Origin of the sequence: Acidianus brierleyi, from assembly GCF_003201835.2 — an archaeon.
Taxonomy (GTDB): Archaea; Thermoproteota; Thermoprotei_A; order Sulfolobales; family Sulfolobaceae; genus Aramenus; species Aramenus brierleyi.
Map to the genome: position 1 here is coordinate 2,705,278 of NZ_CP029289.2, position 14,465 is coordinate 2,719,742.

A 14,465-nucleotide genomic window follows, 5' to 3' on the forward strand; every position below is an offset into this window, starting at 1 on the left:
AAGAAGAATACAATAAATAGTTATCAAGCGTAGATTTCGTAAGTACTTTCAGATTGTATACTATTTACTATTAGTTCTCCATAAATCTCGTCTTCATCATTAATTAATTTGAAACCTAATTTTCTTCCCAATTTTATCATTGGCATGTTTTCGCTTAATGTGTAAAACTTTATTTTCTTAAGTCCCATCCTTTTACCTTCGTTAATCAAAGATTTGACTATCATACTTCCTATTCCGTATCTTCTAAATTCTGGGTGAACAACTAAAGAAAATTCTCCATCATTATAAATAGTCCCTTCACCTATTATTTTTCCATTATATTCGGCTAAAATGGTAATGTGATCGTTTTCGTTTGTTAGTTTCTTAACATCTTCCACTGTAGGCCTATAAAGATGAAAATATCTTAGGTATAAATCATCATCAGAAAGAGTAGAATAGAGCTCATATATCTTATTCCAATCTTCTTCCTTAGCTCTCCTTAAAGTTACTCCGGCAATATATTCACTCATAATTATATGTTAGTTAAGAAGTTTAAATATTTTGCCACATATTAAAGAAGACTATCTATTTCATAAAAATATATAAAGTACAAGTATGAATCAATAAATAAATAGATAGTTTTTAATTAATAACGGAATTATTCATCAACTAATCATTAACTAACATGAAAAAATATAACTTTTATACTAAAGTTATATGTTACAATTTTTATAAAAAAGGTTATAATAAGATAAAAGTAAATAACTTGAATTGAAAATTATCATTATAATCTTTTAGTGGAATATAACTTTCTGAAAGTAACATAAATATTAAGAAATAGGTATTTATAGATACTAGAAGGATTTATAGAATTAAATTTTTTATATTTAGATTCATATCTTACAATAGATGATATAAAATGGGAATTGATCCAAACTTCCGGACATCTAAACAAGTAGTAGGGGAACATGAAGGGCATAAGGTTTATGGTCCAGTAGAACCACCTAAAGTTTTAGGAATTCATGGTACTATAGTAGGCGTAGATTTTGATCTATGCACTGCGGATGGTTCCTGTTTAACGGCTTGCCCGGTTAACGTATTTCAATGGTATGATACACCTGGACATCCAGCTTCTGAGAAAAAGGCAGATCCAATAAATGAACAAGCTTGTATATTTTGTATGGCATGCGTTAACGTATGTCCAGTAGCAGCAATAGATGTAAAACCACCTTGATCTTTTCTTTTTAACTTTTTATATAACTACTAAATTTTATATTTATACATATTTAGTATTAATTTTACAAAGTTTTCTTTAAAGATTTTATAATTCTTTATATAATTTTACTAAAAATAATGAACTTCCCATAATCTTGGTAGATAAAGGGCCTTGTAAGTATGTAAGACATTCATCCTACACTGGAGCCTTCGTGGCAATTTTAGGATTATCCTTACTCGCTCACCCAATTCTTTCTATAGTAGTATCGATAATTACTTTTGTAGCCTACTATTTTAGAATAAAAAATGAAGAAAAACATTAATTTCTAATTTTGGAGACGAATATCTTAGAAGATTTGGTAAGAAGAAAAGACTCTTTCCCTGTATCTTTTAACTAGAAGATTAGAGCTTATTGACTTTAATTGAATAATAGAAGATCTCAAAACTTTTTCAATTGAAAAATTATATAACTTTATTCTTTTTCATTTAAATAAACAATAAATAAATTCCTCTATAAAACATTTGTAACGGTTTATAAGAAATAACTATAAACTATATTCATAACTCTTTAGGTAGGCATAAACTACAAACTTTTAATTTTTAGTTATCTATTTTTATTTATGAACATTGTGGTGGGTTTTAAAATAGTCCCTGATGATACACTAGTTAGGGCATCCGGAGAAAAACTTCTTTTGGATGTTCCGTTAAAGATAAGTACATATGACAAAAATGCTATAGAAGAAGGTATAGAACTCAAAGAAAAATTTGGAGGAAAAGTGGTAGGGATAACTGTAGGAAATAACGATAAAAAATCAATTAGAGAAGCATTGTCAATGGGAATAGACGAGGTTATTTCAGTATCATCACGTAACTTAGACGTTTATGGAACTGCAATGGCCATAGTTGAAAATATAAAAAATTTGAATCCCGATATCATAATATTTGGAGAGCAAACAGTAGATAGTGGAACTTCTGGAGTTCCCGGCTATGTTTCAGAACTTCTTAACTTACCGTATATATCTAACGTAAAATCACTAAAAATTGAAGGTAAAAAGGTAATAGCTGATAGAGGAATGGTTAGCTACGTTGAAACAGTAGAAAGTGAGCTTCCTTTAATAATCTCCGTAGGAGGAGAAATAAATACTCCAAGAATACCTACTGTTAGACAAATTATGGAATCTTCAAAGAAACCCGTAAAAGAAGTTACCTTTGAATTAGAACCAAAAGTTAAGGTAATAGAAACTAAACCTTTAGTTGTTAATAGGAAAAAGATAATAATAGAAGCAAACATGAATGAGGCTGTAGACAAATTATTAGAAAAATTGAAGGAGGATGGTGTTTTATGAAAGTAGTAGTCTTTTCAGAGAGTCCACCTCATTATAAAATGGCTTCAGCAATAGCTCAGAGCCTTAACCCTGATGAGTTAATAGGAATTTCTCCTCAACCATTTAAATTTACAACTCAGCTTTACGTTTACGAAAAACCAGATGAGGACGGGTTGGTGGACTTCATATCAAATCTTCACCCTGACCTATTACTTACAGGAAGTGTAAGAAGAGATAGAGTAATAGCGTCAAGAGTGGCAGGAAGGTTAAAAGCTGGATACATACCAGACGCTGTTAACTTAAAATTTGATAATAAATTAACTGTCAACAGGACATCTTATAGTGGAATAGGAATTTCTCAACTTGAATCATCGTTACCAGCTGTTGTCACAATTGCTGGTACTCAGTTACAACCTAAGGAAATAGAAAGTAAAATGGAAAAAATACAATTAAATCAGGGAAGGATAAAAATAGTAAATGTCAAGCCTACTACTTCTGGAGCAAACTTAGCTACAGCTCAGATAGTAATAGGCGTAGGAAGAGGGATAGGATCAAAAGAAAACGTGAAATATGCTGAGGAATTAGCTAATGCTATAGGAGGAGTAGTAGGAGGAAGTAGACCTGTAGCAGCAGAATTAAATTGGGTATCTGAAGATAGACAAATAGGACTGTCTGGACTCAGAATAAGGCCAAAGCTTTACATAGCATTAGGAATATCTGGACAGCCACAACATATTGCTGGAATAAGAGATTCCAAGATAATAGTTGCAGTAAATAAAGATAAGAACGCACCTATAATTGATAACGCTGATTACATGATTGTTGGAGACGCAGTAGAATTCTGTAAAGTAATGACAGGAAAACTAAAGAAATAAAATATTTTATACATTTAACTTAATAACAGATGAAAAATTTTGCACTAATTATAAAGAACTACATAATTAATGTAAAAGCAAATCTTTAGAATATATGAATATTTATTTCTAGCATCTATTAATATTATTACTTCCAGTAAGTTTTTGTCTTATTTCTTCTTATTTTACGTCATCTAAATTAAAAAGAACTTTCCAGAACTACTAATGTATTAATTTAATCAAGATACATATTTATTTTTAACAACTATATATTAGGTGATAACTAGGAGATTAGATGGTGAACTACCCAACCCTAACTAGTCTACCACAATTTCTAGTTCACAAATAAATTAAATTTGATATTATGTTATAAAGAATTATACTATATTAATATTACACTATTACATGGTCTTTAACTTAAATCTCTGAATTTTTCCGCTTTCTGTCTTAGGTAAGGAATCTACGAATTTTATTTCGTGCAAATGAACGTGCTTAGAATAGTTTTCTCTAACTAAATCAAGCAATTCTTTAGCTAGTTCATCACTTGGAGAATATCCTTGTTTAAGTACTACAAATGCTTTAAATACATGTCCTCTTACTGGATCATCTACGGGAACTACTGCTGTTTCTAAAACTGAAGGATGAGTTATTAATGCGCTTTCTATTTCAAATGGGCCTACTCTGTATCCTGAAACTTTAACTACGTCGTCTTGTCTTCCTATAAACCAGAAATATCCCTCATCATCGATTTTAGCCATATCCCCCGTTAAATACCAATCTCCCTTGAAGACATTTTTAGTTCTCTCTTCGTCAGCTAGATAACCTTTAAAACAGAACCCTTCACTCTTAGAGTTGACTGCTATCACTTCATCAATGGTTGTAATTTCATAGCCAGGTGCTGGCAATCCCATACTTCCAGGTTTTGTTTCTGCTTCATAACCCCAACCATTATAGACTACCATTCCTACTTCAGACTGACCGTAATGATCCTTTATAGTAATTCCGTAATTTGTATTAAACCATTTTATTATTTCTGGATTAAGGGGTTCTCCAGCTGAACTCGCTCTCCTTATTTTCAAGTTATATTTTTTAGGATCTCTAATTTTTCCAGCTATTATCCTATATGCAGTAGGGGCAAATGCTAGGTTAGTAATTTTATTATCTTCTAAAAATTTTAATGTATCTTCTGGATCAAAAGGTTTATCTAAGAAAAATATTGTCTTACCGAAAAGTAAAGGACCTATTAAACCATAATATAATCCATATGCCCAGCCTGGGTCTGCAGGATTCCAGAAAACGTCGTCTTCTTTTAATCCTATACCATATTTCATGTATACGTAAGTATTTAATAGTAATCGAAAGCTAACTAATGCGCCCTTAGGTTTACCAGTAGTTCCTGAAGTATATATTAAAATAGCAGTATCGTCAAGAGAGGGTCTATTAGGATTTTTTATTGGTTCGGATGATATTGCATCATCAAAACTTAATGAATTAGAAGTTTTACCAGGAAATGTTATTATGGTTAAATTAAATCTTTCGAGTTTTTGAATTTGATCTTCTTGTGCGAATATAATTTTAGGTTTAACATCCCTTGTCCTAATTTCTATAGCTAATGGTCCAAACGCTGTGAAAAGTGGTTGGTAAATTGCTCCTATCATCCATGTAGCTAAAAGTATTATTGGCTGTTCAGCTTTTTTAGAGGCTAAAACTGATATAACGTCTCCTTTTTTAACGCCCAATCCTTGCATAAAGCCTGCAAGTCTACTACTTTTATTATAAAGTTCATAAAACGAATAAGATATTTTATCATAATTCATGTCAAATCTTACTAACGCAGTATCTGAATTTTTTGGAAATGAAAGCAAATTATCCTTAAAATAGCTTAATGCCTCGTTCCAAGAAAATTCCTTTTTAAGCTCTTGATATTTCATAGTTTAATATTGTTTATACATTATATAAAGATCTTTCTGAAATGAAGTTATAATTTTATTCAAGTTTATGAGTCTCCATTTGACTTAATCCATTGTATTAAAGCGATTTAGTTTAAAAATTGATATAGGAATATAAATATTCACAAGGATATAGATATTACGTTTCTATACTACTATACTAAATAATGGTATCGGAATATATAGATTCGGAACTAAAAAGACTCGAAGATTATGCCTTAAGAAGAGTTAAAGGAATTCCAAATAATAGAAGGCTATGGGTTTTAACATGCATGGATGAGAGAGTTCATATTGAGCAGGCTTTAGGGATACAGCCAGACGATGCTCATATTTATAGGAACGCTGGCGGAATAGTAACAGATGATGCAATACGATCTGCTTCATTAACTACAAATTTCTTCGGTACAAAAGAGATAATTGTAGTTACACATACAGATTGCGGAATGTTAAGATTTACGGGAGAAGAAGTAGCTAAGTATTTTGAAAGTAAAGGTATAAAACCAACACAAATTCAACTGGATCCTTTATTACCAGCTTTTCGTATTTCATCTGAAGAAGATTTTATAAAATGGTTTAAGTTTTATGAGGATTTAGGCGTGAAGTCTCCTGATGAAATGGCACTTAAGGGCGTAGAGATTTTAAGAAATCATCCACTAATTCCTAAAGATATTAGAATAACTGGTTACGTATATGAGGTCGAAACTCATAGACTAAGGAAACCTAATCAGTTTATCTATAATGAAACCTCCAAATTTGAACATGGCACAGTAGTCAAGGAATAATTTTTTTATAAATTTATATCTGATAAGTATTTTATGGTAATTTTGCAAGAACATTTTCCATTTATTATCTCACTTCTACAGTTAGCGCATTTTTCAACTATTTTCTCTGGAGAATTTGTTATATTTATGGCGTATTTTATTAATTCTTTCCATCTATCTTCTATATTATGTAATCCGAGTTTGTTATATATTTCGCTTAAGGTATCTTCACTTAAGAATGTTATAGCTTGAAGTCCGCATGTGAATGCATATTTTTCCCAATCTCTTTGGTTATTAAGTGAAGCATTCCTAATCTTGTCAATACATTTCAACCATAGAATCTTTGCATAAAATAATGGCTTATAATATACCTTAATACCTTTAATTTCGTCAATTATTGCATATTTTATATTTTTTATCATCAATATATCTTCTGAGGAAATATCGGAGTATGATTTGCAAGAGACTACCAGCATAAGCATGCCTAAAGTTTTTAATAATACCCTTAGTTCATCATTTGTTGAGATTATAGAAAGTATTGCCTCAGAATTTTTGTTTTTTAGTATTCTCTTAGCATAAATATCAAATGGTAAATAGTCCCCTTCATAATATAACCACCTATAGAGTTCCTCTACTTTCCTAGCATATTCCTCACTATAATAATGTTTAATCTTATCTTCTATCATCTGTTTAATTAATTTTGAAGGAGAACTGTTAACAGATTCTGCAAAATCTTCTAGGAGCTTAAAAGTTGATGGATTTAACCATGTAGAAACAGTAGGCATTGATTATATTATATTCTCTGGATTTTAAAGCTTAATTTAATAAAGAAAGATTTTATACAATATTTTTGATTTTTCCAAGAAATACACATAATATAGAGTTTACATTAAATATCTAATATATTCTTATTAAACATATTTCATGAAAAACATATAAGACTAAAGTGAGTATTCTGATTTATGTCAGTATGTGAAATATTCCCAATAATAGCCGATTACACGTCTCAAGGTAAAAGAGTTATATTAGTTACAGAATATTCCAATATTCCTGTAAGAAGTGTATTCGTCGATGGAAAACTAATAATTGGAAACAAGAAGTACGAAGATTTGGCGCTAGAGGCAGAAAAGAGAGGAAACAAAATAGAAGTGGAAAAGAATGGAATAAAAATAGTTGCAGAAGTAATTGAACCTAGACCTTCTCTGGTTCTCGTAGGTTCTGGTACAATAGCAAAAGAGATCTTTAAGTTAGCAACCACTATGGGTTTTCTTGTTGAAGTAGTAGCAGAAGACGCTAAAGAGGAAGATTTTCCAGATGCTAAATTCTTTTCAAATACACTTCAAGTTATTGAGCAATTATCCAGTAATTCCTTTGTAATAGTTGCTAATGAAGGAGGAAAACCATACGATATTCCTGCAGCATTTTTAGCTTTAAAATCCAAAGCCAAGTATGTAGGATTCCTTTCAAGTCAAAAAAGAGCCGCTTATACGATTGCGCAATTAATAAAGATGGGAATTCCTCAAGAAGAGCTTAGAGAAAGATTTTATGGCCCAATGGGTCTTGATCTAAACGCTAAGACTGCAGAAGAGATAGCTTTAAGCGCTCTATCAGAATTAGTTCTAATAATGAGGAAAGGTAGTGGTAAACATCTTAGGGATGTAAAAGATCCTTATTTACTATTAAAAGATGCTATGGATGGCAAAATAACAGACGTATGTAATTTTACTCCGATAAAAATAAGCGAAAAATAAATCATATCTTCCTTCTTATTCTTTCTAATCTAATTTCTTCATTCAAATTTTTTGCAAAATTATCAAACCATTTTGACATAAAGAATGTTTTGGAAAATCTATTCATCCAACCCTCATATGAAAAAATTAGCTTAAGAACCTCGCTTTCTGAGTTTATCATTAATTTTCCATTTCCTAATCCACCGCCTGCTCTTAAGCTAAAGATAAATGTTATCAAATCTGTGCTTCTATAAATATTTCCTCTCATGGTAAAACGCATGCCAACGAACTTTCCTTCACATTCGAATGATTCCCCATTTCTATTAACCTTTTTTATTGGAGGAAATAATCTGGGTAAAGTGAAATAAGGATCTGACAGAATTTCTATTATAGCGTTCCATTCATGCGAAATACGAACGTCTTTTTCTACTAACATATGATATTATTAAGCAAAACTTATATTTTAAATTATATCTCGATATTAGGTAAAGTTAAGATAATAAATTATTTCACTTTTTCTATATATTTTAAGAATTATTATCTATAATATTTCTTATTTTTAGATTAATTCATGACATAATCCAAAACATTATCTAGCATATTATAACACTAGTCATTATATGTGCCTTTTTATTCTCTCTAATTGTATAATTTTATCAAAATTTTTAATCTGTTTATTCATTCTCTTTACTATGAAATTAACTATTGCTTTTTCTTTGTCACCTTCATAATCAATAGTTATTTCTATACTTCCTTGAGACATTGAAATAACTATTTTCCCATTACCCTTAGGCGAGACTCCTTTAAAACTTCTATCTATTAGATTATCGTAAGAACCTTGAATTAGTCCTGGTTGAACTATAAGTATGTACGTGATAACGTAGCTAGAAATATACTTCCTTACTCTAGCTTCTACATCAAAGGCTGAAAATAGAGAATAAAATTCTCCATATACATAAAAGACATTTTCACTCTCCTCATTAATTATAGTAAATGGGGTAAAATTCGCAAAGAAGAATTTTTGATCAGAAAATAATTTTAAGATTATATCCTTCTCAAATGGCGATGATATTGTTACTTTAGCTTGCACAAATATCTATCTTTTTAGTTCTATATATGCTTTACTTTCATAATTTACAAAAATCTCATCTTTTGCAATTCTATTAATATTTTCCATTTTACATGATATTGTGCTAAGATATCTATATGTTAAACAGATTATGGTAATCTATATTATCCACTTTATTCATATTTTTATAGTATGAATTCGCAACTATTGTATATAAAGGAAAAATATGATGAATTATTAAAAGCATATAATGCATGTAAAACATGTATAGATTGTGAAATGTGTGATAAAGCAGAAATAATTTCAGATGAATTAATAACATTGATAAATAAATGTAACATATCAGATTTAAGTCCAGAAGAGAGAAAAGAAATTAAGAGTATTATCTTCTCAATATCCTCTCTATCTAAAGATCTTAAAAAAACACTCTAACTTATTTGTTATTTGAACTCGTTTCCTATGGCTCTAACCAGAACAAATAATACGCCCAAACCTCTCTGTATAGTTGGATCAGCCATTAGCTTGATCAAATTACCTAAACTAACTTGAGGTGGATATTCTACTTCTTTTTTAACTTCTTCAGATGTTACCGCCTTAATTATCCTACTAGGTACATCGCTTAGGGCAACATTCAGAAACTTCATTGCTTTTGGATAAGCTTCTAAGAATTGAGACATATATGAAGAAATATGAGTTAAAGCGTCATCGTTTAACATATCTTTTAGTGTTTTTGCTGCATATGCCATATTCATTGCAGCATCTAATGCTCCAGTATTGTTTAATTCTTCTATCTTATCCAATACGTTATTTATTGTTCCCAATTTTTTCATGCTTAATTTTATTGACTGTAAAGTACCATAATCTAGTTCTCTCATTATTTCTAATAAATTAGATGTATAAGTTGCTATATTCTGTAAAGCATCGTCAGTTAACATATCTCTAAATGTCTTTACAGCATAAGCAGAATTAATTAAAGTATCTAAAGTTCCATCATTCTTCATAGTATCTAATCTACTTAAAACGTCTGAGAGCACTGGTGCTTTGTCTATTATTTGCTTAACTTGAGACGAATTCTTATTCAATTCTTTTAATAACTCTAAAGAGTTAGATAATGTACCTCCTATTGTTTCTATTGCGTCGTCATTAAGCATATCTTTTATAGTTTTTATGGAATATGACGCGTTTACTATAGCGTCAAAAGAACCATCTTTTTCCATCTCTTTTAGTTTCTTACTTAACTCTGCTATTGCACTAGAATTATCTATTATTACTTGAATATTATTGAAAATATCTTCTTTTGATATTTCCTTTCCAATGTTTAATAATGAAGATAATATGAGTCCAAAATTTTCTATTGCGTCGTCATTAAGCATATCCCTGAGTGTTCTTATTATGTAAGTTGAATTAATTACTGTATCCAGAGTTCCGCTACTTTCAAGCTCATTAATCTTTTTTAGTAGATCATTAAGGGTCGGAGTTAGATCTATTAATTGGCTTATTTCTTCCATCTTTTTCTCGTCTAACTTTGAAAGAAGTTTATCTATGGATTCCATAATTCTTCATACCACAGCCTTAGCTGTAACAGTCCAGTACATTTTATTATACATTATCTTTCCCCACCAGTGAATATATGATGGTGGAGGTGGACTTTCGTTCATAGTATAACTGAATCTAATGTAAGTAGCTTGATCAGTACCAGTTGCTATGTAGCATAATACGTCGCCGCCGTAATGCTTCACTCCTAGGTTCCCTTTGATATCATTGGCTATGTTATGCGCTACAACGTAAGATTCAAAATCTGCTGTAGATCCTGCCTTAGATACTGCTAAATCCGTAGTATCTCCCATAACATAAACGTTAGGATGATCCTTCATTCTTAGCGTAAACTTGTCAGTTGGGACCCATCTTCTTCTGTCTCCTATTCCAGAATCTTCTATAACTTTTGCACCCATATTAGGAGGAATTGAAATTAGCATATCGAATTTTAGTTTATCTCCCTCCTGAGATTCGGCTATTTTTTCTGTTGGGTCTACACTTTTTATTGTAAATGGAGAATGTACTTCTATTCCTCTCTGCTCGAATATATTCATTATAAACTTATTAGTAATAGGTCTACCGAAAACTCCCGGTACTGGATAGGTATATATAATCTTAGTTTTATCTCTAATTCCTCTTTTTCTTAAGTAATCGTCTAAAATAAGAGTAGTCTCTATTGGGGCTACTGGGCATCTATGAGGTAATCTTGCAGTATTTACTACGACAGTACCTCCAGAGAAAGATCCTAAAGCTTCCCTTAGCTTTAATGCAGATTCCATCTCATATGGAGTAAGTGAAGCTGCCCTATATCCTGGTACTTCGTCCCATGAATATTCCACTCCAGTAGTTATAACCAAATAATCATAATTGTGAGAGACTCCATCTGCAGTCTGTACTGAGTTATTAGCTACATCTATCTTGGTAATTGTACCTTTATCTCCATGCAAGAATTTTATTCTGGGATCTAACAGTTCTTTCTCTTTTTTAACTAATTCTCCAGGTATTTCAAGACCAAAAGCTGCTAATAGTTGTCCTGGCAAATAAGTGTGATCGTCTGATCTATTAAGGACTACTATCTCTACTTCTCCTTTATTTACTTCATCTTCCAACTTCTGAATTAATCTATTGGCAACAATTGTGCCAGCTATATTTCCTCCTGCAATTATGATTCTCTTCATCTTTTTTCACCTCGATATAACTAATACATACTTGGAATTATCTTTCACTTCAGTAACTAATTTTAATCCTTTTTTCTTAACCCAAGATTCTATAATTCTCTTTGTGTCTTCCATGCTTATAATTACTTTTATCGCCTCACCACTTTTTAACTCACTTACTATTCCACTTAGCTCCCCAATAGGTCCAGAGCATGACGATTCAGATAGATCTATTTCTTTAATTATATAACTCATACTTATCAAAAGATATGTAAGATTTGAAGATTATAAACATTTCTATTATATCAATTATTGAGAAAAATGTCATAAAGATTAGTAAATCCAATTTATATTATTTTGTGCAATTCTATTAAATTGTTATATTTACAAGATAATATTATTTAATAGATACAAAACAAAGATAGTTAATCATATATACTGCATAATGTAGAAAATACATATAATTTTTATATGATAATCAAAATCTTACTCTATTAAAAGATTTTTAGACAGTACCTTAAGTTTATATAATATTTTTATATAAAATGTTTTCGATTTTATACAGACTAAGTAGCTTTATTTATCTTAAGGAACTTCATTATTCTTAAATGAAATTATTGGAACCTTTTTCTATAAAGGACATAAAGTTAAAGAACAGAATAGTAATGTCGCCAATGATAACAAATTTAGCAACACCAGAAGGTTATCCAACAGAAGAACATATAAGATATTTTATAAGAAGATCGTCAGCAGGATTATTGATAACGGAATATACTTATGTAAATAATCTCGATTCAAGAGGTTCCCCCAATGAAATGGGACTCTATAGTGATGAATTAATACCTAAGTTTGCTAGACTCACTGAAGCAGTACATAATAACGATTCTAGAATTTTTGTGCAACTTGTCCACGCAGGAAGAAAAACTAGGAAATTATTAATATGGGGAAACTCTCCAATAGCTCCCTCTAATGTACCATTAATTGATCCGGTAAGAGAAATGAACGAGGATGATATAAATAGGGTAATAGACGATTTCGTAAAGGCTTCAGAAAGGGCAGAAAAAAGTGGTTTTGATGGTATTGAATTACATGGAGCGCACGGTTATTTGATAGCTCAATTTCTATCTCCTGCTACAAATAAAAGAGAAGATAAATATAAGGACGGAGTTTTATTTCTTGAGGAAATTCTAAAGGAGGTTAGAAGAGTAGTCTCCATACCAGTAGGAATGAGAATATCAGTTACAGAGTTTGATCCCAATGGATTAAATCCTGAATTAGTAGCTAAAATTGTGAAAAGAGTCGAACCACTTTTAGATTATGTTCACTTATCAGCTGGAAGAGATGGTCCTTTAGGCGGTTCCTCATCATTTTATTACAAAAAACCTAGCTACATCGATGAAGCGAGAATCGTAAGGAAAGAAGTCAGAATTCCACTATTTTTAGTAGGATCAGTAACAAGTGTAGAAGATGCTGAAAAAGTACTAGAAGTTGCAGATGTGGTTGTCTTAGCTAGACAAATTCTTGCTGATCCAGATTGGCCTATTAAAATAGGTAATAATCGACCTATAAGGCCGTGCATAAGATGCAATCAATTATGCAGATTACTATCAGTGAGAGAAGTTAGATGTGACGTTAATCCGGAATTAGGATGGGAGATCTTACCTCCTATGGAAAAAGGAGAAGGTGAAGTAAAAGTAGTTGGTGGAGGATTAATGGGAATGGAAATAGCTAGGGTGTTAAGTCTGAGGGGATTTGAAGTTACGCTCTATGAAAAAAACGATAGATTAGGAGGTCAGATAAACGAGATTAAAGATCCTTATAAGAAAAATGAGTTCTCCAAGTTAGTCGAGTATTATGAAAAAGAATTAATGAGATTGGGAGTAAAAATTATGTTAAATAGTGAGTCAAAAGATGGAATAATTGCCATACCAAAGGAGAGGCAGCCCATATTTAGAAATTACGAAAAAAAGAAAATTTTGGTAAATTCTAACTTATATGCATATCAGGATTATGTATTTGAATGGATAAAGAATAACGAAGTCTACGTTACACAAAATGTATTTAAGGGATTAGACAGGAATAGAGGATATCTTCTCGAAGAAAAATATAGGGAATTAGGGGTAAAAATTGTAAAAGAACCGATAAAAGCTGATATAGTAATTGACGATATTAGAGTGTCACAACCCTCAATAGGAGCATCTATTGCAAGAGGATATTGGATAGCTAGAAATTTCTCCAATGTTTAGCATGACTAGTAAAATTATACCTATATAATCTAAATTTTTGTAATTTAGTATATTATGAAGTTAAATCGCTTAGAAAATAATATTAATAATTTCAGAAAAATTCCTAGCTGATTCTTACATAAATATAGTGAGTTTCATATAATTCTTTAGTCGTCTTCCTCACATTGAAGTATCAAAGACAGTATCTTTCATACGACATAATTTAGTGGAACACCAGCGAAAGAATGTTAGAAATAATAAACTCTTACCTACTGTCTAAGGAGAAAGATGGGAATTTCATCTTTATTTAATATTATAACGTCTTTAGGATAAGACTTATGACTTCTGCTCTTTTTTATCTCTATTTTATAATTGTTTGTTATGATATCAATTTATACGGAATTCTTATAGTAGAATACCTTTCCTATTTTTCTCCTTAAATGCTCTTGAACGATATTTTCTAAAATTGCCGATTCATCAAATTCCTTATTAACCCATCAAGAAATTGCCCTAAGTATGAAAGAGTCTCTGAAAAATATTTTTTCTCCTTTCTTTTTATCTTAACAAGGGGCGTTCAGTAATAAATATTTCGGTTGAACTTCAAGCATAATGTCAACTAAGATTGCCACGTGTACCTTTCAATCCACGTGGCGATTTGGGGAGGA

The 14,465-nt window shown here is 30.8% G+C and carries 16 protein-coding genes; 8 read left to right on the top strand and 8 right to left on the bottom strand.

Annotated features, from left to right (window positions below; translation table 11 throughout):
• Positions 1-23: 23 nt before the first annotated feature.
• Positions 24-509: a GNAT family N-acetyltransferase gene (locus DFR85_RS30455; RefSeq protein ID WP_110271518.1), complete on the bottom strand. Its 486-nt coding sequence runs from the start codon at positions 507-509 to the stop codon at positions 24-26.
• A 389-nt stretch (positions 510-898) separates the two neighbouring features.
• On the opposite strand from DFR85_RS30455, the gene DFR85_RS30460 reads away from it, so the two are divergent.
• From DFR85_RS30460 to DFR85_RS30475, 4 genes are all read left to right on the top strand, one after another.
• Positions 899-1,213, top strand: a complete 315-nt coding sequence (locus DFR85_RS30460) for a 4Fe-4S dicluster domain-containing protein (RefSeq protein WP_110271519.1) — start codon at positions 899-901, stop codon at positions 1,211-1,213.
• Between the two features lie 133 nt (positions 1,214-1,346).
• The gene (locus DFR85_RS30465) at positions 1,347-1,517 is read left to right on the top strand and encodes a methyltransferase family protein (protein ID WP_281351096.1); all 171 of its coding nucleotides are present in this window, start codon (positions 1,347-1,349) and stop codon (positions 1,515-1,517) included.
• 297 nt (positions 1,518-1,814) lie between these two features.
• Positions 1,815-2,540 carry an electron transfer flavoprotein subunit beta/FixA family protein gene (locus DFR85_RS30470; protein ID WP_110271521.1) on the top strand — a complete coding sequence of 242 codons (726 nt, stop codon included), beginning with the start codon at positions 1,815-1,817 and terminating at the stop codon, positions 2,538-2,540.
• A complete protein-coding gene (locus DFR85_RS30475; RefSeq protein ID WP_110271522.1) occupies positions 2,537-3,394 on the top strand; it encodes an electron transfer flavoprotein subunit alpha/FixB family protein in 858 nt (285 codons plus the stop codon). The genes DFR85_RS30470 and DFR85_RS30475 overlap by 4 nt, the downstream gene beginning before the upstream one ends.
• A 380-nt stretch (positions 3,395-3,774) precedes the next feature.
• Here the strand turns inward: DFR85_RS30475 and DFR85_RS30480 are convergent, their stop codons facing one another.
• The gene (locus DFR85_RS30480; protein ID WP_110271523.1) at positions 3,775-5,304 is read right to left on the bottom strand and encodes an acetate--CoA ligase; all 1,530 of its coding nucleotides are present in this window, start codon (positions 5,302-5,304) and stop codon (positions 3,775-3,777) included.
• A gap of 185 nt (positions 5,305-5,489) precedes the next feature.
• Here DFR85_RS30480 and DFR85_RS30485 point away from each other — a divergent pair, with 185 nt between their 5' ends.
• Positions 5,490-6,104 carry a beta-class carbonic anhydrase gene (locus DFR85_RS30485; RefSeq protein WP_110271524.1) on the top strand — a complete coding sequence of 205 codons (615 nt, stop codon included), beginning with the start codon at positions 5,490-5,492 and terminating at the stop codon, positions 6,102-6,104.
• A gap of 5 nt (positions 6,105-6,109) precedes the next feature.
• On the opposite strand, the gene DFR85_RS30490 is transcribed toward DFR85_RS30485, so the two are convergent.
• The gene (locus DFR85_RS30490; protein ID WP_110271525.1) at positions 6,110-6,868 is read right to left on the bottom strand and encodes a hypothetical protein; all 759 of its coding nucleotides are present in this window, start codon (positions 6,866-6,868) and stop codon (positions 6,110-6,112) included.
• A gap of 177 nt (positions 6,869-7,045) precedes the next feature.
• Here DFR85_RS30490 and DFR85_RS30495 point away from each other — a divergent pair, with 177 nt between their 5' ends.
• Positions 7,046-7,834: an XdhC family protein gene (locus tag DFR85_RS30495; protein WP_110271526.1), complete on the top strand. Its 789-nt coding sequence runs from the start codon at positions 7,046-7,048 to the stop codon at positions 7,832-7,834.
• A 1-nt stretch (position 7,835) separates the two neighbouring features.
• Here the strand turns inward: DFR85_RS30495 and DFR85_RS30500 are convergent, their stop codons facing one another.
• On the bottom strand, positions 7,836-8,249 hold the full coding sequence (locus DFR85_RS30500; RefSeq protein ID WP_110271527.1) for a DUF3211 domain-containing protein: 414 nt from the start codon (positions 8,247-8,249) through the stop codon (positions 7,836-7,838).
• A 180-nt stretch (positions 8,250-8,429) separates the two neighbouring features.
• Positions 8,430-8,903 carry an STK_08120 family protein gene (locus DFR85_RS30505; RefSeq protein WP_162582879.1) on the bottom strand — a complete coding sequence of 158 codons (474 nt, stop codon included), beginning with the start codon at positions 8,901-8,903 and terminating at the stop codon, positions 8,430-8,432.
• Positions 8,904-9,074: 171 nt separating this feature from the next.
• Here DFR85_RS30505 and DFR85_RS30510 point away from each other — a divergent pair, with 171 nt between their 5' ends.
• Positions 9,075-9,314, top strand: coding sequence for a hypothetical protein (locus DFR85_RS30510; RefSeq protein WP_110271529.1), 240 nt, complete (start codon positions 9,075-9,077; stop codon positions 9,312-9,314).
• A gap of 8 nt (positions 9,315-9,322) precedes the next feature.
• On the opposite strand, the gene DFR85_RS30515 is transcribed toward DFR85_RS30510, so the two are convergent.
• The 3 genes from DFR85_RS30515 to DFR85_RS30525 are packed head-to-tail and all read right to left on the bottom strand — an operon-like array spanning position 9,323 to position 11,830.
• Positions 9,323-10,435, bottom strand: coding sequence for a helical membrane plugin domain-containing protein (locus DFR85_RS30515; protein WP_110271530.1), 1,113 nt, complete (start codon positions 10,433-10,435; stop codon positions 9,323-9,325).
• A 6-nt stretch (positions 10,436-10,441) separates the two neighbouring features.
• Positions 10,442-11,596, bottom strand: a complete 1,155-nt coding sequence (locus tag DFR85_RS30520; RefSeq protein ID WP_110271531.1) for an NAD(P)/FAD-dependent oxidoreductase — start codon at positions 11,594-11,596, stop codon at positions 10,442-10,444.
• A gap of 6 nt (positions 11,597-11,602) precedes the next feature.
• The gene (locus tag DFR85_RS30525) at positions 11,603-11,830 is read right to left on the bottom strand and encodes a sulfurtransferase TusA family protein (protein ID WP_210433919.1); all 228 of its coding nucleotides are present in this window, start codon (positions 11,828-11,830) and stop codon (positions 11,603-11,605) included.
• 353 nt (positions 11,831-12,183) lie between these two features.
• Between DFR85_RS30525 and DFR85_RS30530 the strand changes: the two genes are divergently transcribed.
• Complete coding sequence (locus DFR85_RS30530; protein ID WP_110271532.1) at positions 12,184-13,821, top strand: oxidoreductase; 1,638 nt, start codon at positions 12,184-12,186, stop codon at positions 13,819-13,821.
• Positions 13,822-14,465: the final 644 nt, after the last annotated feature.